This is a genomic window from Sphingobium xenophagum (assembly GCF_031457465.1).
In the GTDB taxonomy this organism is placed as follows: Bacteria; Pseudomonadota; Alphaproteobacteria; order Sphingomonadales; family Sphingomonadaceae; genus Sphingobium; species Sphingobium xenophagum_A.
The window spans coordinates 233,238-253,450 of the sequence record NZ_JAVDWV010000001.1 but is presented as its reverse complement, the minus strand read 5'-3'; the positions used below and the strand labels follow the sequence as shown (position 1 = coordinate 253,450).

General features: G+C 63.4%; 20 protein-coding genes and 1 tRNA gene. 13 read left to right on the top strand and 8 right to left on the bottom strand.

Annotation, left to right across the window (positions count from 1 at the left end):
• Nucleotides 1–9 precede the first annotated feature (9 nt).
• Nucleotides 10–507 (top strand): GNAT family N-acetyltransferase, encoded by a 498-nt coding sequence (locus J2W40_RS01220; RefSeq protein ID WP_310221309.1) that lies wholly within the window; start codon nucleotides 10–12, stop codon nucleotides 505–507.
• Nucleotides 508–511: 4 nt separating this feature from the next.
• Here the strand turns inward: J2W40_RS01220 and J2W40_RS01215 are convergent, their stop codons facing one another.
• From J2W40_RS01215 to J2W40_RS01200, 4 genes are all read right to left on the bottom strand, one after another.
• Complete coding sequence (locus J2W40_RS01215; protein ID WP_310221307.1) at nucleotides 512–2,365, bottom strand: ABC-F family ATP-binding cassette domain-containing protein; 1,854 nt, start codon at nucleotides 2,363–2,365, stop codon at nucleotides 512–514.
• Between the two features lie 368 nt (nucleotides 2,366–2,733).
• Nucleotides 2,734–4,641 (bottom strand): GGDEF domain-containing protein, encoded by a 1,908-nt coding sequence (locus J2W40_RS01210; RefSeq protein ID WP_310221305.1) that lies wholly within the window; start codon nucleotides 4,639–4,641, stop codon nucleotides 2,734–2,736.
• A gap of 154 nt (nucleotides 4,642–4,795) precedes the next feature.
• Nucleotides 4,796–5,116 carry a DMT family transporter gene (locus J2W40_RS01205; protein WP_310221303.1) on the bottom strand — a complete coding sequence of 107 codons (321 nt, stop codon included), beginning with the start codon at nucleotides 5,114–5,116 and terminating at the stop codon, nucleotides 4,796–4,798.
• A 95-nt stretch (nucleotides 5,117–5,211) separates the two neighbouring features.
• Nucleotides 5,212–5,298: transfer RNA gene (locus J2W40_RS01200), tRNA-Tyr, on the bottom strand.
• A gap of 105 nt (nucleotides 5,299–5,403) precedes the next feature.
• Between J2W40_RS01200 and J2W40_RS01195 the strand changes: the two genes are divergently transcribed.
• Nucleotides 5,404–6,144, top strand: coding sequence for a TrmH family RNA methyltransferase (locus J2W40_RS01195; RefSeq protein WP_096060986.1), 741 nt, complete (start codon nucleotides 5,404–5,406; stop codon nucleotides 6,142–6,144).
• A gap of 73 nt (nucleotides 6,145–6,217) precedes the next feature.
• On the opposite strand, the gene J2W40_RS01190 is transcribed toward J2W40_RS01195, so the two are convergent.
• Entirely contained in the window at nucleotides 6,218–6,535 is a 318-nt protein-coding gene (locus J2W40_RS01190; RefSeq protein ID WP_037473305.1) for a 2Fe-2S iron-sulfur cluster-binding protein, read from the bottom strand.
• Between the two features lie 80 nt (nucleotides 6,536–6,615).
• On the opposite strand from J2W40_RS01190, the gene J2W40_RS01185 reads away from it, so the two are divergent.
• From J2W40_RS01185 to J2W40_RS01175, 3 genes are all read left to right on the top strand, one after another.
• On the top strand, nucleotides 6,616–7,233 hold the full coding sequence (locus tag J2W40_RS01185; protein WP_310221300.1) for a DNA-3-methyladenine glycosylase family protein: 618 nt from the start codon (nucleotides 6,616–6,618) through the stop codon (nucleotides 7,231–7,233).
• A gap of 1 nt (nucleotide 7,234) precedes the next feature.
• Nucleotides 7,235–7,465 (top strand): DUF2188 domain-containing protein, encoded by a 231-nt coding sequence (locus tag J2W40_RS01180; RefSeq protein WP_310221298.1) that lies wholly within the window; start codon nucleotides 7,235–7,237, stop codon nucleotides 7,463–7,465.
• 100 nt (nucleotides 7,466–7,565) lie between these two features.
• Nucleotides 7,566–8,000: a response regulator gene (locus J2W40_RS01175; RefSeq protein ID WP_310221296.1), complete on the top strand. Its 435-nt coding sequence runs from the start codon at nucleotides 7,566–7,568 to the stop codon at nucleotides 7,998–8,000.
• On the opposite strand, the gene J2W40_RS01170 is transcribed toward J2W40_RS01175, so the two are convergent.
• Nucleotides 7,948–9,474, bottom strand: coding sequence for a PAS domain-containing protein (locus tag J2W40_RS01170; protein WP_310221294.1), 1,527 nt, complete (start codon nucleotides 9,472–9,474; stop codon nucleotides 7,948–7,950). The genes J2W40_RS01175 and J2W40_RS01170 overlap by 53 nt on opposite strands.
• On the bottom strand, nucleotides 9,467–10,750 hold the full coding sequence (gene murA, locus J2W40_RS01165; RefSeq protein ID WP_069065958.1) for a UDP-N-acetylglucosamine 1-carboxyvinyltransferase: 1,284 nt from the start codon (nucleotides 10,748–10,750) through the stop codon (nucleotides 9,467–9,469). Before murA ends, J2W40_RS01170 begins: the two co-directional genes overlap by 8 nt.
• Before the next feature lie 196 nt (nucleotides 10,751–10,946).
• On the opposite strand from murA, the gene J2W40_RS01160 reads away from it, so the two are divergent.
• Nucleotides 10,947–11,681: a Crp/Fnr family transcriptional regulator gene (locus tag J2W40_RS01160; RefSeq protein WP_310221480.1), complete on the top strand. Its 735-nt coding sequence runs from the start codon at nucleotides 10,947–10,949 to the stop codon at nucleotides 11,679–11,681.
• 4 nt (nucleotides 11,682–11,685) lie between these two features.
• Here J2W40_RS01160 and J2W40_RS01155 read toward each other — a convergent pair whose 3' ends face one another.
• Complete coding sequence (locus J2W40_RS01155) at nucleotides 11,686–12,252, bottom strand: HNH endonuclease (protein ID WP_037473320.1); 567 nt, start codon at nucleotides 12,250–12,252, stop codon at nucleotides 11,686–11,688.
• A 94-nt stretch (nucleotides 12,253–12,346) separates the two neighbouring features.
• Between J2W40_RS01155 and J2W40_RS01150 the strand changes: the two genes are divergently transcribed.
• The 7 genes from J2W40_RS01150 to J2W40_RS01120 all read left to right on the top strand — a co-directional run bounded on the left by J2W40_RS01150 (nucleotide 12,347) and on the right by J2W40_RS01120 (nucleotide 20,168).
• Nucleotides 12,347–13,351, top strand: a complete 1,005-nt coding sequence (locus J2W40_RS01150; RefSeq protein ID WP_310221290.1) for a glutamate--tRNA ligase family protein — start codon at nucleotides 12,347–12,349, stop codon at nucleotides 13,349–13,351.
• A 9-nt stretch (nucleotides 13,352–13,360) separates the two neighbouring features.
• The gene (locus J2W40_RS01145; protein ID WP_310221288.1) at nucleotides 13,361–13,597 is read left to right on the top strand and encodes a twin transmembrane helix small protein; all 237 of its coding nucleotides are present in this window, start codon (nucleotides 13,361–13,363) and stop codon (nucleotides 13,595–13,597) included.
• Nucleotides 13,598–13,603: 6 nt separating this feature from the next.
• Entirely contained in the window at nucleotides 13,604–14,173 is a 570-nt protein-coding gene (locus J2W40_RS01140; protein WP_310221286.1) for a cob(I)yrinic acid a,c-diamide adenosyltransferase, read from the top strand.
• 128 nt (nucleotides 14,174–14,301) lie between these two features.
• The gene (locus tag J2W40_RS01135; RefSeq protein ID WP_310221478.1) at nucleotides 14,302–15,153 is read left to right on the top strand and encodes a GGDEF domain-containing protein; all 852 of its coding nucleotides are present in this window, start codon (nucleotides 14,302–14,304) and stop codon (nucleotides 15,151–15,153) included.
• A gap of 76 nt (nucleotides 15,154–15,229) precedes the next feature.
• Nucleotides 15,230–16,498 (top strand): ergothioneine biosynthesis protein EgtB, encoded by a 1,269-nt coding sequence (egtB, locus tag J2W40_RS01130; RefSeq protein WP_310221284.1) that lies wholly within the window; start codon nucleotides 15,230–15,232, stop codon nucleotides 16,496–16,498.
• 5 nt (nucleotides 16,499–16,503) lie between these two features.
• Complete coding sequence (egtD, locus tag J2W40_RS01125) at nucleotides 16,504–17,463, top strand: L-histidine N(alpha)-methyltransferase (RefSeq protein WP_310221282.1); 960 nt, start codon at nucleotides 16,504–16,506, stop codon at nucleotides 17,461–17,463.
• Nucleotides 17,464–17,720: 257 nt separating this feature from the next.
• The gene (locus J2W40_RS01120) at nucleotides 17,721–20,168 is read left to right on the top strand and encodes a TonB-dependent receptor (RefSeq protein ID WP_310221280.1); all 2,448 of its coding nucleotides are present in this window, start codon (nucleotides 17,721–17,723) and stop codon (nucleotides 20,166–20,168) included.
• Nucleotides 20,169–20,213: the final 45 nt, after the last annotated feature.

The window sequence follows — 20,213 nt, the reverse complement described above, 5'->3', positions numbered from 1 at the left end:
TATTATCTGATGATCGCGCTTGAAACCCGGTACGGCTTTCCCTTCACGGTGCGCCCGGCCACCCATGACGATGAGGTGGCGCTGGCCGCCTTCTTCGACGAAGTGTCCGACGAGGACCGGCGTTTCCGCTTTCTGAGCGCGGTGCGCCATGTCAGCCCGGCGCAACTGCATGACATTACCGCATTCGAGCATCACCGGCATGAAACGGTGCTGGCCTTCGAGCCGGGCGGCGCGACGATCATCGCGGCGGCGACGCTGGCGGCGGACAAGGCGGGTGACATTGGCGAGGTCGCCATCTCGATCCTGCCCGAACTCAAGGGCAAGGGGATCGGCTGGACCCTCCTCGACCATATGGCGCAGGAAGCGCGGCATTGGGGCATCAAGAAGCTCCAGTCGATCGAGAGCCGCGACAATCATGCCGCGATCACGCTGGAGCGGGAAATGGGCTTTACCGCCCGTGCGGTCGAGGGTGACCCGGCACTGATGCTGCTGGAGCGCTGTTTCTAACGGGTCACCCCGCTTCCAGCGCTGCGCCCGCTTCCATCCACACTTCTTCGGCGGCGGCGAGTTTCTTTTCGATCGCGGCGCGCTGGACCATCAGGTCGCTGGTCTTGGCCGTCGCCTTGGCGGGGTTGGCAAGCGCGGCGTCGATGCGGGTGCGTTCGGCGGCGAGTGCGGTCATTTCGCGTTCGGCCTTGTTGACCGCGTTCTTGAGCAGCTTCTGCTTTTCGCGCCATTCGGCGGCGGCTTTCTTGTCGGCCTTGCGATCGACCTTGGGCGCGTCGCCGCTGCTGCTGTTGCCGTCGGCCTTGCGCAGGATGATGTCGGTATAATCGTCAAGGCTGCCATCGAACGGCTGGGCGGTGCCATTATCGACCAGCACCAGCCGGTCGGCGACCAGTTCGATCATGTGGCGATCATGGGACACGATCACCACGGCGCCCGAATAATCGTTGAGCGCCTGGACGAGCGCTTCGCGGCTGTCGACGTCGAGATGGTTGGTCGGTTCGTCGAGGATCAGCATGTGCGGGGCATCGCGGGTGATGAGGGCGAGCGCCAGGCGGGCGCGTTCGCCGCCCGACATGGAGCCGACCTTCTGCACCGCGCGCTCGCCGGAGAAGCCGAAGCGGCCGAGTTGCGCCCGCACGGCGCCGGGGGTCGCGCCCTTCATGACGCGGGTCATATGTTCGAGCGGCGTGTCGGTGACGTCCAGTTCCTCCACCTGATATTGGGTGAAATAGCCGACATTCATCTTGGGGCTGCTGGCCATTTCGCCTTCCATCGGCGCGAGCTGCGCGGCGATGAGGCGGGCCAGCGTCGTCTTGCCGTTGCCGTTGCGACCGAGCAGCGCGATCCGGTCATCCGGGTCGATGCGCATGTTGATGCGCTTCAAGATCGGCGTGTCGCCATAGCCGACCGAGGCCATGTCCATGGTGATGAGCGGCGGGCGCAGTTCGGCGGGGCTGGGGAAACCGAAATGCAGCGTCGGATCTTCGATGGCGGCGGCGATCGGCTGCATCCGGGCCAGCGCCTTGGCACGGGACTGGGCCTGTTTCGCGGTCGAGGCACGGGCGGAGTTGCGGGCGACATATTCCTGCAATTTCTCTCGCTCGGCCTGCTGCTTGGTGCGGGCCGATTCGAGCTGGGCCAGCCGCTCGGCGCGCTGCCGTTCGAAGGCGTCATAGCCGCCGGGATAGAGGGTGACCTTTCCGCCTTCGAGATGGAGGATATAATCAACCACATTGTTGAGCAGGTCGCGTTCATGGCTGATGACGACGACGGTGCCGCGATAGGCTTTGAGGAAATTTTCGAGCCAGAGCGTCGCTTCGAGATCGAGATGGTTCGACGGTTCGTCAAGCAGCAGCAGGTCGGGGTTGGAGAAGAGCAGGGAGGCAAGCGCCACGCGCATCTTCCAGCCACCCGAATAGCTGTCGAGCGGGCGGCCCTGCATTTCCTCGTCAAAGCCAAGGCCCACCAGGATGCGGGCGGCGCGGGCGGGCGCAGTATAGGCGTCGATCGTCGTCAGCCGCTCATAGATATGGCCGAGGCGGTCGGGATCTTGCGTATGCTCCGCCTCTTCCATCAGCGCGGCGCGTTCCTTGTCCGCCTCCAGCACGGTTTCGAACGGGGTCGCGGTGCCCGACGGGGCTTCCTGCGCGATATAGCCAAGGCGGGTGTCGCGCGGCATGTCGCAACTGCCCTCGTCCGGGTCGAGCTGGCCGATCATCACCTTCATCAGCGTGGACTTGCCCGCGCCATTGCGGCCGATGAGGCCAACGCGCGACCGGGGCGGCAGCGCGGCGGCGGCACGGTCAAGGATGATGCGGCCGCCCAGGCGCACGGTGATGGCATTCAGATTAAGCATGGCGCGCCCCTAGCATGGGTGTGCGGTGCAGCAAAGGCCACGAAGCGGCGTTTTGCAAGGGCGCGGCTGGTTGCGAAGTATACAGTGTCGTGGCCGACGCAAAAGCGTGGGGACAGACGGGTGGCGCGGATTTCGCAATAGGAGAATTTTTGCGAAGTGGGTGGGTGTGCGGAGAGGGAGCCGCAGGGAGAGGGAAGTTGACGGGGAGAAAGAGCGCGGGGGGAGTGTGGCATAAGGTGGGGGATGTAGGACAGGGGAATAAGCCGACCGGCGAATGTGCGGTTTGGAGCAACGGTCTTAGGTTGGCTGCCATGCCACGATGCCAACCGCAGCCGACCACTGGCCGAGATGGTTTAACCGATCGACGCTCAATTCACAGTGTCTGCTTCTTCAATTACGCACTGATCACGCCCCCGGTGTTTTGCCTTGTACAGCGCTGCATCGGCGGCTGCATATAATTGCGCGAACGACGATCTGCCGTGCGCATTAGCGATACCGATGCTGACAGTCATTTGTCCAGCGGCCCCATCTGCGAATATTCGTTTCGTCTTGCCGATGCCAGACCGAAGTCTTTCAGCCACGATGATTGCTTCTTCTGGACCGCTGGTCTCGATCAGCGCCATGAACTCCTCGCCGCCGATCCGGCCAAACAAATCCTTATCTCGCAAAAGCGATCGCGCGTCCTGGGCTATCTCGGTCAAGATTCGATCACCAACGAGATGGCCATAGGTGTCGTTCACGCGCTTGAAGTGATCAATATCGATTACGAGCATGTACAGTCGACGCGGGTTCCGCAGCGCCAACTTTTCTTCCACATCATATAATATCCGTCGGCGGTTCGGGGCGCCGGTGAGAGTATCGCAGTCGGTCAATCGGCTGAGTTCAAGGTTGGCGCGATGCAACTCGTCCGTCCGTTGTGCGACCTGCTGCTCCAAGTTGAGATGGGCGCGCGTGAGTTTTTCCGCCATGTCATCGAAGTCGTGGCCAAGTTGTTCCACTTCGTCGAGCTCTGGCCTCGCGCTTGCGGGAAAATCGACGTCGGACTGGAAGCGTCGGGTCAATATTCTTGTTCGTTCGGTCAGACGCGCAAGCGGCCTTCCGACATAGCGTCGAATCAGCAGGCTGATAGCGATGCCCTGGAGCAAAAGGCAAAGAAACGCCGTTATGGCTACGCGCGCAACGGCACGCAGTGCGCCTGCTTGTATCACGTCCTCATTTTGGATGGTGAGCACATACCAACCGGGCGTTTTGATAGTGCGCATCGATACATGCGCGGCCAACCTTGGCGCATGGCCCAAAAACGTCTTGCCGGCATTACTGCGAATGAACTGCCACAGGGCTTGAAGCTGCGGATCGCGCGTCTGTTTAAGGTCCAACAATTGTTCCGACCCCGCTTCGCTCTGAAGCGTGTAGCGTGGATGCCGGATGAGCATTCCTTCGGCCGATACGAGTACGGTATCCGTTGCACGAAGCCCATTCAACTCATCGGCCGACAGCAAATCATTGAGCAGAAGGCTCGTGCCCCAGGTACCAATGTGTCGCCCGTTCCAATCGACAGGGGTCATGCAGCCCGTCGTCCAAGTTCGACCGGATGTATCGTATAGGATATGCACGAGAGGCGTACATCGTGTCCGCCGCGATGGATTCAACGCAGCCGTGCTGATCTTTGCGAATGTTTCCTGTTGGAAATCAAGGTTGCCGGGAGCTTTCTTCCGGTAGAAGCCGAGCTTGTCCTCACGATCCGGTGCGAACATGATGAGCGTATTGTCCGGAGTGAAGAAGTAGAGACTTTTTAGGTCAGGGCGAATGCCTTCTCCAACTGCGTGCGCCACCCGTGTGGCACGGAGAATGAGCGCTCGCTGGTTCGCATCCGGTTCCGTCCCAATATAGGCGCCCACACCACGCACATAACCGAATGGTGTCCGGCCACCGTCGAATAGCAGGTCCGAACTTCGCCGTCCCCCGCGACGATCACGCGGAAAAAGTGTGTCGAGGTTACGCGCGTCATCGGGGCTTGGACCTTCAGCAAGTTCTGCCAACAATAGCTGTTTGGCATGTTCATGCGCTGCGCTGAGCCGTGTGAACCGCCCCTCCTGAAGTTCCGCCACTTGCCTGTTCTGGCCATCGAGCCGGATCAGCGCCTCGTCCAAGGCTTGGCGCTTTATATCGAAATATGCAGCCATGCCCGAAACTAAAAACAATAATCCGATCACGAGCGAAAGCGTGACAGCTGCCCTTGTAGAGACAGACATTTTACCGGCAGCAAGCATCTTCATGACGCTCTTTTTTGTCATGTCCAGGTAAACAACGCCTAAACTATGTCGAGCGATCGCGGGGCGGGATCGGTGATAGACGATCGGAGAGATGTTCGGTCATGAGAGCCGCGCAATAGTGCCAGAATGGCGGAAATTGGCCCCATCCCGCCCCCCCTCACGCGCTCGCGAAAAACTTCGTCCCCACGACGCCCACCACGATCAGCGCCATGAAGCCCATCTGCACGCCGTTCACGCGGTCGCCGAAGAAGAGGATGCCGCCGATGATGACGCCTACGGCACCAAGGCCGGTCCAGACGGCATAGGCGGTGCCGGCAGGGATGCCGCGCATGGCGAGGGCGAGGAGGCCCATGTTGAGGAAGCTGAGCGCGATCGGGATGATCGACGCCTGCCAGGTGGCGACCCCTGCGGCCCATTTGAGGCTCAAGGCCCAGCAGATTTCGGTGAACACGGCGATGCCGAGGATAAGCCACGCCATGGGCGCTTCCCTTTCGTCTCTCAGCGGGCTCGGTGGGAGGGCGCGCCAGCCGGAAACCCGGAAGAGGCCGCACGCCGGGGCGCAACGCGCAAGGGTGGTGGACAGGGTTGGGTTCGAACCAACGTAGGGCGTAGCCCGGCAGATTTACAGTCTGCTGCCTTTAACCACTCGGCCACCTGTCCAGTACCCTGTGCGATGACAGAAAACTGCCTTTCATCGCGCCGGAGGCGGCTCAATGGCGAAACGAGGCTTGCCTGTCAATGGGTGGATGTGAAATGAGCGCAATCATGAAAAGAGGTCATCGCTCCGCCAAGCCCAAGGGCGCCTTCCCGCGCTTCTATGGGCGTCACGCCGTTATCGCGGCTCTCGCCAACCCCAATCGCATCGTGCGCAAGATATGGGGCACGCGCGAAGCGCTCGCCCCGCTCGACCTGCCCCCGGTGCTGCCGATCGTCTATGCCGACGTCGCCGACATGGGCCGGATGGTCCCGTCGGATGCGCCGCATCAGGGCATCGTCGCCGAAGTCGAACCGCTGGACGATGTCTGGCTGGACGAGGTGCTGGAACAGGGCCGGGACGACAAGCGCCCGATCCTGGTGCTGGACCAGGTGACGGACCCGCATAATGTCGGCGCGATCCTGCGGTCGGCGGCGGCGTTCGACGCGCTGTGCATCGTCACGCAGGACCGGCATGCGCCGCCCGAATCGGGCGTGCTGGCGCGCGCAGCATCGGGCGCGCTGGAAATCATGCCGTGGGTGCGGGTGGTGAACCTCGCGCGCGCGCTCGATGAGATTGCAGAGGCGGGTTACTGGCGCATCGGCCTGGATGGCGATGCGGACACGGTGCTGGGCGAGGCGATCGGCGAATCGCGCGTGGCGCTGGTGCTGGGGGCCGAGGGCGAAGGCTTGCGCCACAACAGCATGGCGCATTGCGACATATTGGCGAAGCTGCCGATCAGCCCCAGGATGGAGAGTTTGAACGTCTCCAATGCGGCGGCGATTGCGTTGTATGCGGCGGCGAGTCGGTAGCGGAAGGGAAAGGGTGTCGCCCACTTGGTAGGGTGACACCCCTCCGTCTCCCCTTGCGGGGAGGATTTTGCGGTCAGTCTTCGGGGGCGATGGTGACGCGCAGGCCGTCAAGCGCGTCGCTCAGCACGACCTGGCAGGACAGGCGGCTGGTATCGTTGCGGTGGTCCGAGCTGTCGAGCAGGTCGTTTTCATCTTCGGTCATCGCGGGCAGCACGTCGGCGAAGTCGGGATCGACATAGACATGGCAGGTGGCGCAGGAGCAGCAGCCGCCGCACAGGGCGAGCAATTCGTCAAAGCCGTTGTCGCGGATGACTTCCATCACCGACAGGCCATTGTCGCCTTCGACAGCCTGTTCTTCGCCCGCACGGTTGACCACGATCAGTTTCGGCATCTATCCAGTCCCCTAGGAAATTATCTCCGCCGCTCTGACGGAGGGACGCCGGAAAATCAAGCGCTGCTGAGGGAAAGATCATGGTGACGACGGCGCAGCAGTTGCGCGACAGCCTGGACGCGATCGCGGCCATCGAGCCGGGCTTCGCCGCTGCGCTGGCGCGGGCGGGCTATCCTGAACCACGGATGCGCGAGCCGGGCTATGAGACATTGCTACGCACGATCGTCGGGCAGCAGGTGAGCGTGGCGTCGGCAGGCGCTGTGTGGCGCAAGCTGGAGGCGGAACTGGGCGAAGGCTGTGCGCCGGACGTGCTGCTGGCGCGGGACTTTGATGCGTTGCGCGCGTGCGGGCTGTCGCGGCAGAAGCAGGGCTATGCCCGCAGCCTGGCCGAAATGGTGGTGACGGGCGCGCTCGACCTCCACGCCCTGCCCGCCGATGACGAGGAAGCGATCGCGCAACTGGTGCGGATCAAGGGGATCGGGCGCTGGTCGGCGGAAATCTATCTGTTGTTCGCCGAAGGCCGGCCCGATATCTGGCCGGCGGGCGACCTGGCGGTGCAGATCGAGACGGGGCGGATATTGGGGTTGCCCGAACGGCCGAGCGAGAAAGCGACCCGCGCCTTGGCCGACGCTTGGCGACCGCATCGTGGCGCGGCGGCGATCATGGCCTGGCACCATTATAATATTGAGGTTTTGTAACATGTCCCTGCCCCTCAAACTCCCCCATGCCCGCTACATCGTCCTGCACCATGATGGCGCGTGGAAGATCAATCTGAACAACACTTATTACGGCCCGTTCGGAAGCCAGGCGGCGGCGGTCGAGAGCGCGACGGCGACCGCGCGGCAGGCGAGTGAGGGCGGCTATCCCGCGTCGGTGCTGTTGATGAAGGGCACGGCGTTCGAGACATTGTGGACCAGCGAGCCAGCCTGACGCCTGCCCGATAGTGTAGTTTTCAAAGCTTTATCCGCCAGAGGGGGAACTGAATCCGCACGCGGGACATTCCATTGATCCAGGTTATATGGAAACAGGAATGAGCAAGAAGGTTTTGATCGTAGAGGACGAGATATTCGTCGCACTGGAAATCGAGCAGATTGTCGAGGATGCCGGCTTTCATGTCGGCGCGATCGCGGCTGACCGGGACGCAGCGCTCGCCTGCGCCAATTCGTGCGATATCGCGCTCGTCGATCTGAACCTGCGCGACGGGCCGACCGGGCCGTCGATCGGCGTCGAACTGGCCGCGCAGCATGGGGTTCGCGTGATTTACGTGACCGCCAATCCGGCGCAAATCGGCCCGGCTTCGGTTGCTGCGTTGGGCGTGATCACCAAGCCGTTTCGCGCGCACAGCATCGTAGCCGCCCTGCGCCTGGCCGCGGAGGACAGCCCGGAACTGAGCAGCGCGGATATTGCGGGCTTTATTCCTTTCCTGCCGCCCGGCTCATTGCCCGGCGCGGAATCCAGAGGCTGATCGCCAGCCCTTCCGCGCGCCATTCGCGTTCCAGCCGACCACCTAGCTGACGTTCGACGCTGAGCGTCATCAGGCGGCTGCCGAACCCGTCCAGGTTGGAGGGGGTTACGGTCGGGCCGCCTTCTTCGCGCCAGTCGATGCGAACGTCCTGCGCCTCCGCACTGACGGTCAGATGGACGCGCCCGTCCGGCACGGAGAGCGCGCCATATTTGGCGGCATTGGTCGCTAGTTCATGGAACAGCAGCGCCAGCGGGGTCGCCGAGCGGTCGTCAATCGCGGCATCGTCGCCCGACAGCAGGATGCGTGATCCATCCGGGCCGCGATAGGGCGCGAAAATCTGCTTGAGAATGCCCGACAGGCTGCCCACCCCCTGCCCCGGCTGCGGCGCAGACTCAGCGCTGTGAGGGCGCACAAAATCATGGGCGCGGCCAAGCGCGAGAATGCGGTCGCGCAAATCTTCGGCAACGTCGCTGATCTGCGGATGCTGGCGCGCGGACAGGCCAATGAGGCCAGCGATGACCGAAAAGATATTCTTGATCCGGTGAGACAGTTCGTGCGCGATCATCTCGCGCTCTTCCATCATCAATTTCTGTTCGTGGATATCGGTGCAGGTGCCGATCCAGCGGGTGATCTCGCCGTCGGCATTGCGGATCGGCAGGGCACGGCCCAGCGTCCAGCGATATTCGCCGCTATGATGGCGCAGGCGATATTCGATCTCATAGGGTTCGCCGGTGACGAGGCTGGTGCGCCAGCGACCCCAGGCGCGCTCCTGATCGTCTGGGTGGAAGACGCCGCTCCACCCGTCGCCATCGGTCGAGCCAGCGGGCGTTCCGGTATATTCATACCAGCGCGCATTATAATAATCGTGAAAGCCATCGGGCAGCGTCGACCAGACCATTTGCGGCATGGTGTCGGCCAGCGTGTGGAACATGCGGTCGCTGGTGGCGAGCGCGGCCGCGCTTTCATTCTGGAAAGTGATGATGTTGCGGTCACGGCGACGCCCTTCCAGTTCGACCATCACCTGCCGCGCGAGCAGGACCATGCCCTGCCGCTGCATCAGCGTCAGGTCGGCGCGCGGCTTGGTGTCGATGACGCATAGCGCGCCCAGCGGCACGCCGTCGGCCCCGACCAGCGGCGCGCCCGCGTAGAAGCGGATATGCGGCGGGCCAGTGACCAGCAAATTGTCGGCGAAGCGATGGTTCTGGGTCGCGTCGGGGACGACGAAAATCTCCGACCGCAGCATGGCGTGCGCGCAGAAGGAGACATCGCGCGGGGTTTCCTCCGCATCCAGCCCGGTGCGGGCGAGGAAGCGCTGGCGCAGATCCTCGACGATGCTGACCAGCGCGATCGGGGCGTCGCACAGCGTCGCGGCGAAATCCGTGATCTCGTCCAGATTGCGAAAGCCACCGGCGTCAAGATCGTAGAGCGCCAGCAGCGCCGCCCGATCCGTCTCCAGGCCGCGGCCCTCAGCCATCGCTGACACGTTCAATATCGGCTCCGACGGCAGACAGTTTCTCCTCCAGCCGTTCATAACCGCGATCGAGATGGTAGACGCGGTTGACCTGGGTCTCGCCTTCGGCAGCGAGGCCCGCGAGAATGAGGCTCATCGAGGCGCGCAGGTCGGTCGCCATTACCGGCGCACCGACGAGGCGGGGCACGCCGCGCACGACCGCCGTGCGGCCATTGACGGCAATGTCCGCGCCCATGCGCGCCAGTTCGGGTACGTGCATATAGCGGTTTTCGAAGATGGTTTCGGTCAGCACCGATGCGCCATCGGCCATGGTCAGCATCGCCATGAACTGCGCCTGCATGTCGGTCGGGAAGGCCGGGAAAGGCGCGGTCGACAGGGTGAGCGGGCGCAGCTTGCCGTCCGAGGCGACGCGGATGCCGCCCTTATAGGGATCGACCTGCACCCCCGCCTCGCGCAGCGCGACGATGATGGCGTGCATGTCGTTTTCATTGGCCCCGGCAAGGTCGAGCGATCCGCCAGCGATGGCGACCGCGCACGCATAGCTGCCCGCTTCGATCCGGTCGGGCATCACGCTGTAGGTCGCGCCATGCAGCCGTTCGCGGCCATGGATCACCAGCCGGTCGGTGCCGACGCCTTCGATATCGGCGCCCATGGCGATCAGCAGGTTGCACAGATCGACGATTTCCGGCTCGCGCGCGGCATTGTCGAGGATGCAGGTGCCCTTGGCCAAGGATGCGGCCATCAGCGCATTTTCGGTCGCACCGACCGACACCACCGGGAAGGTGAAGTGGCCGCCGGGCAGGCCGCCATCGGGCACGCTCGCGCGGACATAGCCAGCGGTGATTTCAAGCACCGCGCCAAAGGCTTCGAGCGCTTTCAGATGCAGGTCGATCGGTCGGTTGCCGATGGCGCAGCCGCCCGGCAGCGACACCCGCGCTTCGCCCGCACGAGCGAGCAAGGGGCCAAGCACCAGGATCGACGCGCGCATCTTGCGCACGATGTCATAGGGCGCTTCGGTCGAGGTAACGCGACCCGCGCGCATGGTGAGGACGCGGCCGAAATCCTCCGGCCTTGCCCCCTCGATCATGGTCGAGACACCCAGCTGGTTCAGCAAGTGGCCGAAGCTGTCGACATCGGCCAGGCGCGGCAGATTGCGCAGCGTTACCGGCTCGTCGGTCAACAAGGCGCAGGGCAGCAGCGTCAAAGCCGCATTTTTCGCGCCGGAAATGGGAAGGCGGCCGTTCAGTGCGTTGCCGCCGCGAATATCAATGCGGTCCATCGGACAGGGTTAATAGCGGCAAATGCGCGCCGCGCAAGGCGGACGCCATAGCATTCGTCGCCTGTGCGCGGCACGTTTGCAATATAGCCGCAACAATCGTCGCCAGCTTGATCGAGTTTAGTGCGAAGGGCGTAAATGCAGCCAAAAGGCGCTTCGGGCGTTCTGCCATCGTAACGAGAATTGGAAAAAGGTGTTATTGGTGGCAACGAGTTGTTTCGCCGCAAGGCTGGCCAAACAGGTGCCCCTGTCGGACGCGGAAAAGACGGCACTGGCACGGTTGGAGGAAAACCCCCGCAAGGTAAAGCGCGGGGCGATGGTTCAGCGTGTCAATGATACGGTGACCGAACTGTTCGTGCTGCGCGAAGGCCGGATGATGAGTTTCGTCATCATGCCCGACGGCAGCCGCCAGATATTGCGCGTCTATTTTCCCGGTGACTTCATCGGGTCGGCCAGCACCATCTATAGCCGCGCGCCCGAATCGCTGATCGCATTGACCGATGCGATTATTTGTCCGTTCGACAAGCATGCGCTGCGCCGACTGCTCGATGAATCGCCGCGGGTGGCCGCGTTGCTGTTCCTGTTGTCCAATGCCGAGCGGGTGGCGATGACTGACCGGCTCGCGTCGCTGGGGCGGACATCGGCCAAGGCGCGGGTTGCCTCCTTCCTGCTCGACATGTTCGACCGCATCCGCGTCACGGACGATGCGATTACCGACAGTTTCGACCTGAGGTTGACGCAGGAAGAAATTGGCGATTCCATCGGCCTGACATCGGTGCATGTGAACCGCATGATCCGGCAGATGGAGGAAGAAGGGCTGATCAGCCGGTCGAACGGCCGCATCACGCTGCGCGATATCGCCCGCCTGGAAGAGATTGGCCATTATACCAATAGGCAGAAGGACATGGACCTGGACTGGTTGCCGGTCGGCTGACGCCTCAGGCCAGCAGCTCGACATCCCAATAGAGCCAGTCGCGCCAGCTGTCGTGGAGATAGCCGGGCGGGAAGGCGCGGCCATGTTCCTGCAACTGCCAAGTCGTCGGGCGGATCGGTTCGACGTGAAGCCGCATGCCCGCTTGCTTGGGGGTGCGCCCACCCTTTTTGAGGTTGCAGGGCGAACAGGCGGTGGCGACATTTTCCCAGGTCGTGCGGCCGCCCGCGCGGCGCGGCACGACATGGTCGAAGGTCAGGTCGGTGCTGACGCCGCAATATTGGCAGGCGAACTTGTCGCGCAGGAACAGATTGAAGCGGGTGAAGGCGGGATGTTCGGACGGGCGCACATATTGTTTGAGCGCGATGACCGAGGGGATTTTCATGTCCAGACTGGGACTATGCACCTGCCGCTCATAGCTGGCGATGATGTCCACGCGGTCGAGAAATACCGCCTTGATCGCCGTCTGCCACGGCCACAGGCTCAGCGGATAATAGCTGAGCGGGGTATAATCCGCATTGAGTACGAGCGCCGGGCAGTTTTCCGGGTGCCGTATAAGGTCGGGATGGTACATAGAAACCTTCTACCCCCTTGCCGACGCCGCTGATTAACCAGCAACATGACATCCGCATGACAGCATCAACCAATATCGTCCGTCAAGAGCCTGTATGACCGATACGAACGCCCTACCGCATATGGTGACCCGCTTTGCCCCCAGCCCGACCGGGCGGCTGCATGTCGGCCATGGCTGGTCGGCGTTGCTGGCCATGGACATGGCGCGCGCGGCGGGGGGCGCGTTTCGCCTGCGGATCGAGGATATTGACGGGACGCGCAGCCGGGCCGAGCATGTGGCGGGGGTCATCGAGGATCTGACCTGGCTGGGTGTGGCGTGGGATGGCGAGGTCGTTTTCCAGTCGCAGCGGCTGGAGGCGTATGAAGCGGCATTGGATCGGTTGCGGGAGATGGGGCTGCTCTATCCCTGTTTCTGCACGCGCAGTGACATTCAGGCGAGCCTGACGGCACCGCATGGGCCGGAGGGGCCGGTCTATCCTGGGACGTGTCGGGGGTTGGGCGAGGGCGCGCGGGCGCGACGGATCGCGGCGGGGGACGCGCATGCCTGGCGGATCGATATGGCGGCGGCGGTGGCGCGGGTTGGGGCGGTGCGGTGGCGGGCGGTGGATTTTTTGTCTCTTCCGTTCATGCGAAGGGGAGACGGGGTGCGGCGGCCCCAGACGCCTGGCCAAGAGGATGGCCCCCACCCCAACCCTTCAAACGAGTCACGTGCCTCGTTTGAACCTCAAGGGGAGGGGCTATGTGAGGCCGATCCGCTGGCGCATGGCGACGTCGTGCTGGCGCGCAAGGATGCGCCGGCGAGCTATCATCTGTCCTGCACGCTGGACGATGCGGCGATGGGGGTGAGCCATGTGTTGCGGGGGGATGATTTGAAAGGGGCGACGGATATTCATCGGCTGTTGCAGGCGTTGCTCGGCCTGCCCTTCCCGACCTATTGCCACCACCCGTTGCTGGTCGGGCCGGATGGCAGGCGGCTGGCCAAGCGCGACGGGTCGATCGCGCTCGCCGATCTGCGCGCGCAGGGCGTCGATCCCGCCGACCTGGCGGCTGCCCTAAGAGGCAGACGCTTTCCGGTTGGAATCAGGCTGGCAAGCGCCTAGATTGCTTCCATGAACATTGTCCTCGTCATCGCCCTCATCCTTGCCATGGCCGCGACGCTGTTCGCGCTTATCCGTGGCATCATCAGCTTCCTTCAGACCACGAAGGAGGAATTGAACGCGCCCGAAGGCAGCGGCCCCGGTCCGTCGCGGTTGAAGCAGAATAAGGCGATGATGAACCGCGTGCTGTTTCAAGCCATCGCGATCGTGATCGTCGCGATCCTGCTGCTGATGAAGGGCAACGGGTAAGGTTTCATGGTCAAGCTGAACAAGATCTACACCCGCACGGGCGATGCGGGGATCACCGGCCTTGCCGACGGCACGCGCCTGCCCAAATATGCCCCGCGCATGCAGGCGGTGGGCGATGTCGATGAGGCCAATAGCGCGATCGGGCTGGCGGTGCTGGCGATCGGCGATGCGCCCGAAGCGGCTTGGCTGACGATGATCCAGAATGACCTGTTCGACCTGGGGGCCGACCTGGCGACGCCGATCAGCGATGCGGGCGACCCGCCCTGGGCGTTGCGCATCATCGAAAGCCAGGTCGAGCGGCTGGAGCAGCAGATCGACGCGATGAATGCGGAGTTGGCACCGCTCGACAGTTTCGTGCTGCCGGGCGGATCGGCGGCAGCGGCGGCGGTGCATCTGGCGCGCGCGATCACACGGCGGGCCGAGCGCAGCGCGACGGCGGCGGCGGTCGACGTGACGCTGAACGTGCAGGCGCTGATCTATCTCAATCGCCTGTCCGACCTGCTGTTCGTCATGGCACGTCGCCTGAACGACAATGGCGCGCGCGACGTCAAATGGGTGCCGGGCGCGTCGCGCTGAGCGGTCGGGTCGCTCGACTCATGCCTGGCACGGCTGGTCGCAGGAGCGCGCATTAACCCTGTTTCTTCAGGATGCGTTTAGGCGCGCCGACGATTTTCCGCCCGGTCTACAATCATGACTGGGCTGATATGCATTTCTACCTTGCGACCTCCTTCATTTTCCCCCGATCGCTCAGGCTCCGGCTGTTCACCCTCTGCTTCGTCGCCACCCATTTGCCGCTGCTGGGCTATATGGCCTGGGGGTTGGCGACCGGGCGGCTGGCGCTGGCCGAGTTCGTGCTGCTGACGCTGGCGACGGTGATCGGCACCGGCATTGCGCTGTACGGGATCGGCGCGTTGCTCAATCCCATTCATGCGCTGGCGCAGACATTGCAGGGGCAGGATAGCGACCCCACGCCCCTGCCCGAAGTCGGCGATGTCATCCAGACGCTCTATGCCGGGGTGCATCGCGCTGCGCACGTCACCCGCACGCAGATGCAGGATCTGAACGTCGCCGCGCATGAAGACCCGCTGACCGGCATCGCCAACAGGCGCGGTTTCCTGATGCAGATCGACATGCTGCCGCAGGCGCGGCGCAAGGGATGCGTGGCGATCATCGACATCGACCATTTCAAGCAGGTCAACGACCGGATGGGCCATGATGAGGGCGACCGGGTGCTGGCGGCCTTTGCGCAACGGCTGGCGGCGCAGTTGCGCCGGGTCGATCATGTCGCGCGCTGGGGTGGCGAGGAGTTCATGGTCTTCTTCCCCGACTGTATCGAGGATGAGGCCTGCTGGTCGCTGTCGCGGATCGCCACCCAGATGCGCGACGATCCGATCGGCCAGGTCAATGGCCGCGCGATCAGCTTTTCCGCCGGTGTCGCGCGCTGGCAGGGGGCGCCGATCGACGAGACGATCGCGAGCGCGGACCAGGCGCTCTACGATGCCAAGCAACAGGGCCGCGACCGCGTCTGCCGCGCCGCCCAGCCGGCCTGCTGCTGAAAAAGGAGGGGAACCCTAAAGGGCAGTCATGCGCTTTTTGCTCCATCATCATGCGAGCATAGCGTAAGGGGCAGGCATGGCCAGAAGCTGGACCGAGTTGGACAGGGACGCGCTGACGTCGCGCTATCGCGAGGTGCGGGCGTTGACACAGGCGCTGTCCTCTCCCCTGTCCGACGCCGACGCGACGGTCCAGTCGATGCCCGACGCTTCCCCGGCCAAATGGCATCTGGCGCATGGGACATGGTTCTTCGAAACCTTTGTGCTGCGCGATCATGTACCGGACTATCAGCCGTTCGATCCGCGCTACGCCTTTCTGTTCAACAGCTATTATGAAGCGGAAGGGGCGCGCCATGCGCGGCCGATGCGGGGAATGCTGACGCGACCGTCGCTGGACGAGGTCCGCGACTATCGCGCGCATGTCGATGCAGCCGTGCTGGCGGCCATCCCCATGCTGTCGCGCGAGGCGAGGACGCTGGTAACGCTGGGGCTGCATCATGAGCAGCAGCATCAGGAATTGATGCTGACCGACCTGCTCCATCTATTTTCGCTCAATCCGATGGAGCCCGCGCTGTTCGCCGGCCCGGCTGCCGCGTCCATGGACCTGCCGGATGCACTGCACTGGATCGAGGGGCGCGAGGGGTTGGTCGAGATTGGCGACGAGGGCCGGGGCGGGTTCGCCTTCGATTGCGAGGGGCCACGGCACAAGGCGTTGCTGCATCCCCATGCGCTGGGACACCGGCCGATCACCAATGGCGAATGGATCGCCTTCATCGAGGATGGCGGCTATCGCACCGCCGCGCACTGGCTGGCCGATGGCTGGGCCTGGGTGCAGGCGGAAAGCGTCGATGCGCCAGCCTATTGGGCGCAGGGTGAACAGGGCTGGACCCGCTTTGGTCTCGATGGACGGCAGCCGGTCAATCCGGCCGCGCCGGTGACGCATATCAGCCTGTATGAAGCCGATGCCTATGCCAGTTGGGCAGGCGCGCGGCTGCCGACCGAGGCGGAATGGGAGAGTGCGGCGCAGAATATCGCGCCGACGTCGGGCAATCTGCTGGATGGGGCCGCCTGCCCCCGTCCCCACCCGGCCGATGCCACCACTTCGCTGACGCAGATGTTCGGCGATGTGTGGGAATGGACCGGCAGCGCCTATCGCCCCCATCCCGGTTTTCGCGCCGCGCCCGGCGCGGTCGGTGAATATAATGGCAAGTTCATGTCGGGCCAGTTCGTGCTGAAAGGCGGCAGTTGCGCCACGCCGCGCGGGCATGTGCGGGCCAGCTACCGCAACTTCTTTTATCCCCATCAACGCTGGCAGTTCACCGGGCTGCGACTGGCGAAGGATCTGTAACGACCATGCTGCTGACAGACGACGCGCCGACCGTCCCCCAAACGGTCGACCCGGCCTTTCGCCGCGACATCATCGAAGGCCTGTCGCGCAGCCCCAAGGCGACGCCGCCCATCTGGTTCTACGACCGGCGCGGGTCGGAATTGTTCGAGGCGATTACCGACCTGCCCGAATATTATCCCACGCGCACCGAGACGGCGCTGCTGGAGAAGCACGGCACGGACTTTGCGCAGGCGGTAGGCGAAGGCCGCGCGGTGGTGGAGTTTGGCGCGGGCAGTTCGCGCAAGACGCCGCATTTGTTGCGCGCGATCGCGCCGGGAGCCTATGTGCCGATCGACATTAGCGGCGATTTCCTTCGGGCCAGCAGCGCGACATTGGCGCAAGCCTTTCCCGACCTGCCGGTGATCCCGGTCGAAGGGGATTTCAACCAGCCACTGACGCTGCCCGATGCGATCAGGGCCATGCCCCGGCTGGGTTTCTTCCCCGGATCGACGATCGGCAATATGGAGCCGGACGCGGCGGTGGACCTGCTGCGAGCGATGCGCCGCCTGTTGGGCGATGGGGCCATGCTGTTGATCGGCATGGACCGGATCAAGGATCGCGACCGGCTGATCGCCGCCTATGACGATGCGACGGGAGTGACGGCGGCGTTCAACCTGAACCTTCTCACCCGGATCAACCGCGAGCTGGACGGTGACCTGCCGATCGACGGCTTTGCCCATCGCGCCATCTGGAACGACGACAAGGAGCGGGTCGAAATGCATGTGGAGGCCGTGCGGCCGCTGCATTTCCATGTCGCGGGAGAGAGCTTCCGCATGGCGCAGGGCGAGACGATCCACACCGAAAGCAGCCATAAATATGGCGTTCGCGATGGGCGACTGTTGCTGCGGTCGGGTGGTTGGGAGCCGGTGCGCGAATGGACCGATGCGGACGGGTTGTTTTCGCTGATGCTGACGCAGGCGGGGTAGCACACTCGCTCTTCCATCTCATCGCATTGCCCCTCCCTGCCAAGCCATGGTCGGCCAAAGGCTCACATACGTCCGGCGTTTGCGCTGATTCGACGCCACCTCCGCGTCGGATGAAATGATGCATTTTTAGCACATCACCTGAAATTCATATGCACCTTGGGACAGGCGCTGGATGCAAATTGCGTGGGGGTAGCGCTCATGCTAATTGTTTCAGCGGGACACAATTAACACGATGTCCGGTTTCAGGGAGGGACGCCATGATAGCATCCAGTAAATCACGCGCGATGTGCGCCTTATTCGCTTCTGTTTCGAGCATCGGCCTTGCTCCGATCGCGCAGGCGCAGACCGACGGCATGGACATCATCGTCACCGCGCAGAAGCGCAGCCAGTCGTTGCAGGATGTCAGTGTCGCGGTCTCCGCCGTCAGCGGCGACGCGCTGACCAATGCCGGGATCAACAATCTGCAGGATATCCAGCAGCTCGTCCCTTCAGTCACGTTCGGCAATGATTTCAACCAGGCCAAGGTGTTCATTCGCGGCGTGGGTGCCAATACTTCCACCACCGGGTCCAGCACCGGCGTCGCGCTGCATGTCGATGGCGCCTATGTCGCGCGCGCCGAAGCGCAGTTGACGTCGCTGTTCGATCTGGAGCGGGTCGAAGTGCTGCGCGGGCCGCAGGGCAGCCTCTATGGCCGCAACGCGGTCGGCGGGTCGATCAACCTGATCACCGCCAAGCCGACCGCCGAGTTCAGCGGCTATGGTCGACTGGGCTATGGCAATTATAATGCGATGATCGGCGAAGCGGCGATCGGCGGGCCGATCATTGATGCGATCCGCTTTCGCCTGGCCGGCAAGGTCGAGGCGCGCGACGGCTATGGCGGCAACCCGTTCAAGGGCGGCAGCGATGTCGATGACCTTAATCGCTACATGGTGCGCGGCCAGATTCACCTGATCGCGTCGGAGAAGATCGACTATCTCATTTCGGGCGAATATTTCCGCCAGAACGACAATAGCGGCGCGGTCCATTATCGCGGCCCCGCCTTCCCCGGCGTCGCGCGGCTCGCACCGACCGGCACCGGCGGCTTTGCCACGCGCCCGCGCGACCTCGCCAGCGACGAGCCGCCCTCGGTCGACACCAAAAGCTATTCGGTCACCGGCACGCTCAACATCGAGCTGAGCGATGCGTTCAGCATCGGCAACATCACCAATTATCGCGATTTCAAGACGCAGTTGATCCAGGATCTGGACGGGTCGGCGCTGGTCGCCACCCTGCCCAACTCCACGTCGATCCAGACACGCACGATCGACGCGCATCAGTTCAGCAACGAGTTGCAGTTCAAATATGACAGCGACATCGTGAAGGGGGTCGTTGGCCTTTATTATTTCCATGAGCGGCAGCGGCCGCGCGATCAGGTGGGGTTGAGTTCGACCAACGACCTGGCATCCAACATCACCGTGCTGGCGACGCGGCCGACCTTCGTCGACAATGTCGCCGCCCCGGTCGGATCGGTGACTCTGGCCGAAGCGCTGGCGATGTGCAATTTCCCGGCGGGCACATCGCCCAACCGGGTCTGCCTGAAGTCCAGCCTTGGCACCCGCGCCTATGCGGCGTTCGGGCAGTTGAATTTTGACCTGGGCGCTGCCTTCGGCCTCAATGGCGTGTCGCTGAAACTGGGCGGGCGTTACAGCCATGAAAAGGTGGACAGTGCCAATCCGTCGATCATCCTGACCGCCAACGGCAACCCCGCCGTCGCGCAGGTGCGCAAGACGACCATCGAAGGCACCTATCGCGAACGCACGTTCAAGGATTTCACCCCGGAAATCGGCTTGCAATGGCAGCCCAACAGCGATCTGCTGCTCTATTATACCTATTCCGAAGGCTTCAAGGCCGGGTCGGGTGAGAATGCGGCGGGCAGCACGACGATCGTGCGGCCGGAAAAGATGAAGAACCACGAACTGGGCCTGAAGACGGAATTGCTCGACCGTCGCCTGCAGGTCAATCTGGCCGCCTATCATTACAAGCTGGACGATCTGCAGATCAACAAGACGATCGGCGGTGGCCCGGCGGGCTTTACCACCATCTTCGAAAATGCGGCCAAGACATCGGCGACCGGCGTCGAAGCCGACCTGCTGGCGCGGCCGGTCGATGGCGTGCGTTTGCGCGGGTCGGTATCCTACACCGACAGCAAATATGATGACTTCATCACGGTCGATCCGCTCGATCCGGTGAACGTGGCGCAAGCGGGGCAACCCGCTTACAACCCCGTCACCAACCCCGATCCGACCGCCTTTGGTGCGCCATGCGGGGCCGACGCGCTCAATGCCAATGCGCCGTGCAACATCCAGTTGGCGGGCAACCCGACGCGCAACTCGCCGACCTGGTCCTATAGCGCCGGGATCGAAGTCGACCTGCCGATCATGCAGGAGGCTGGCACCTTCACCATCAGCGGCGACATGACCGGCCGCAGCAACATCTATTTCACCGAGTTCAAGCGGCTGGTCGAAGGCACGCGGGCTTACACGATGTTCGATGCGTCGCTGCGCTGGGTGGACAAAACCGATACGGTGACGGCATCGCTCTGGGTCAAGAATATCAACGATACGCTGCGCGAGAGCAGCACCTTTGCCATCTCGACCGGGCGCATCATCGGTGTGACCTACCTGCCGCCGCGCACCTATGGCGCGACGGTCGGCTATCGCTTCTAAATTGGAAGGCCTGCGCCGGGGCGGGATGCCCCGGCACGGGCGCGG

Coding starts and splice junctions, on each gene's coding strand:
- J2W40_RS01185 (WP_310221300.1), top strand. CDS start 6,616: ATGGTGACGACGGCGCAGCAGTTGCGCGACAGCCTGGACGCGATCGCG.
- J2W40_RS01190 (WP_037473305.1), bottom strand. CDS start 6,535: ATGCCGAAACTGATCGTGGTCAACCGTGCGGGCGAAGAACAGGCTGTC.
- J2W40_RS01170 (WP_310221294.1), bottom strand. CDS start 9,474: ATGGCTGAGGGCCGCGGCCTGGAGACGGATCGGGCGGCGCTGCTGGCG.
- J2W40_RS01215 (WP_310221307.1), bottom strand. CDS start 2,365: ATGCTTAATCTGAATGCCATCACCGTGCGCCTGGGCGGCCGCATCATC.
- J2W40_RS01155 (WP_037473320.1), bottom strand. CDS start 12,252: ATGTACCATCCCGACCTTATACGGCACCCGGAAAACTGCCCGGCGCTC.
- murA (WP_069065958.1), bottom strand. CDS start 10,750: ATGGACCGCATTGATATTCGCGGCGGCAACGCACTGAACGGCCGCCTT.
- J2W40_RS01205 (WP_310221303.1), bottom strand. CDS start 5,116: ATGGCGTGGCTTATCCTCGGCATCGCCGTGTTCACCGAAATCTGCTGG.
- J2W40_RS01180 (WP_310221298.1), top strand. CDS start 7,235: ATGTCCCTGCCCCTCAAACTCCCCCATGCCCGCTACATCGTCCTGCAC.
- J2W40_RS01175 (WP_310221296.1), top strand. CDS start 7,566: ATGAGCAAGAAGGTTTTGATCGTAGAGGACGAGATATTCGTCGCACTG.
- J2W40_RS01150 (WP_310221290.1), top strand. CDS start 12,347: ATGACCGATACGAACGCCCTACCGCATATGGTGACCCGCTTTGCCCCC.
- egtD (WP_310221282.1), top strand. CDS start 16,504: ATGCTGCTGACAGACGACGCGCCGACCGTCCCCCAAACGGTCGACCCG.
- J2W40_RS01220 (WP_310221309.1), top strand. CDS start 10: ATGATCGCGCTTGAAACCCGGTACGGCTTTCCCTTCACGGTGCGCCCG.
- J2W40_RS01120 (WP_310221280.1), top strand. CDS start 17,721: ATGATAGCATCCAGTAAATCACGCGCGATGTGCGCCTTATTCGCTTCT.
- J2W40_RS01195 (WP_096060986.1), top strand. CDS start 5,404: ATGAAAAGAGGTCATCGCTCCGCCAAGCCCAAGGGCGCCTTCCCGCGC.
- J2W40_RS01140 (WP_310221286.1), top strand. CDS start 13,604: ATGGTCAAGCTGAACAAGATCTACACCCGCACGGGCGATGCGGGGATC.
- J2W40_RS01135 (WP_310221478.1), top strand. CDS start 14,302: ATGCATTTCTACCTTGCGACCTCCTTCATTTTCCCCCGATCGCTCAGG.
- J2W40_RS01210 (WP_310221305.1), bottom strand. CDS start 4,641: ATGAAGATGCTTGCTGCCGGTAAAATGTCTGTCTCTACAAGGGCAGCT.
- egtB (WP_310221284.1), top strand. CDS start 15,230: ATGGCCAGAAGCTGGACCGAGTTGGACAGGGACGCGCTGACGTCGCGC.
- J2W40_RS01145 (WP_310221288.1), top strand. CDS start 13,361: ATGAACATTGTCCTCGTCATCGCCCTCATCCTTGCCATGGCCGCGACG.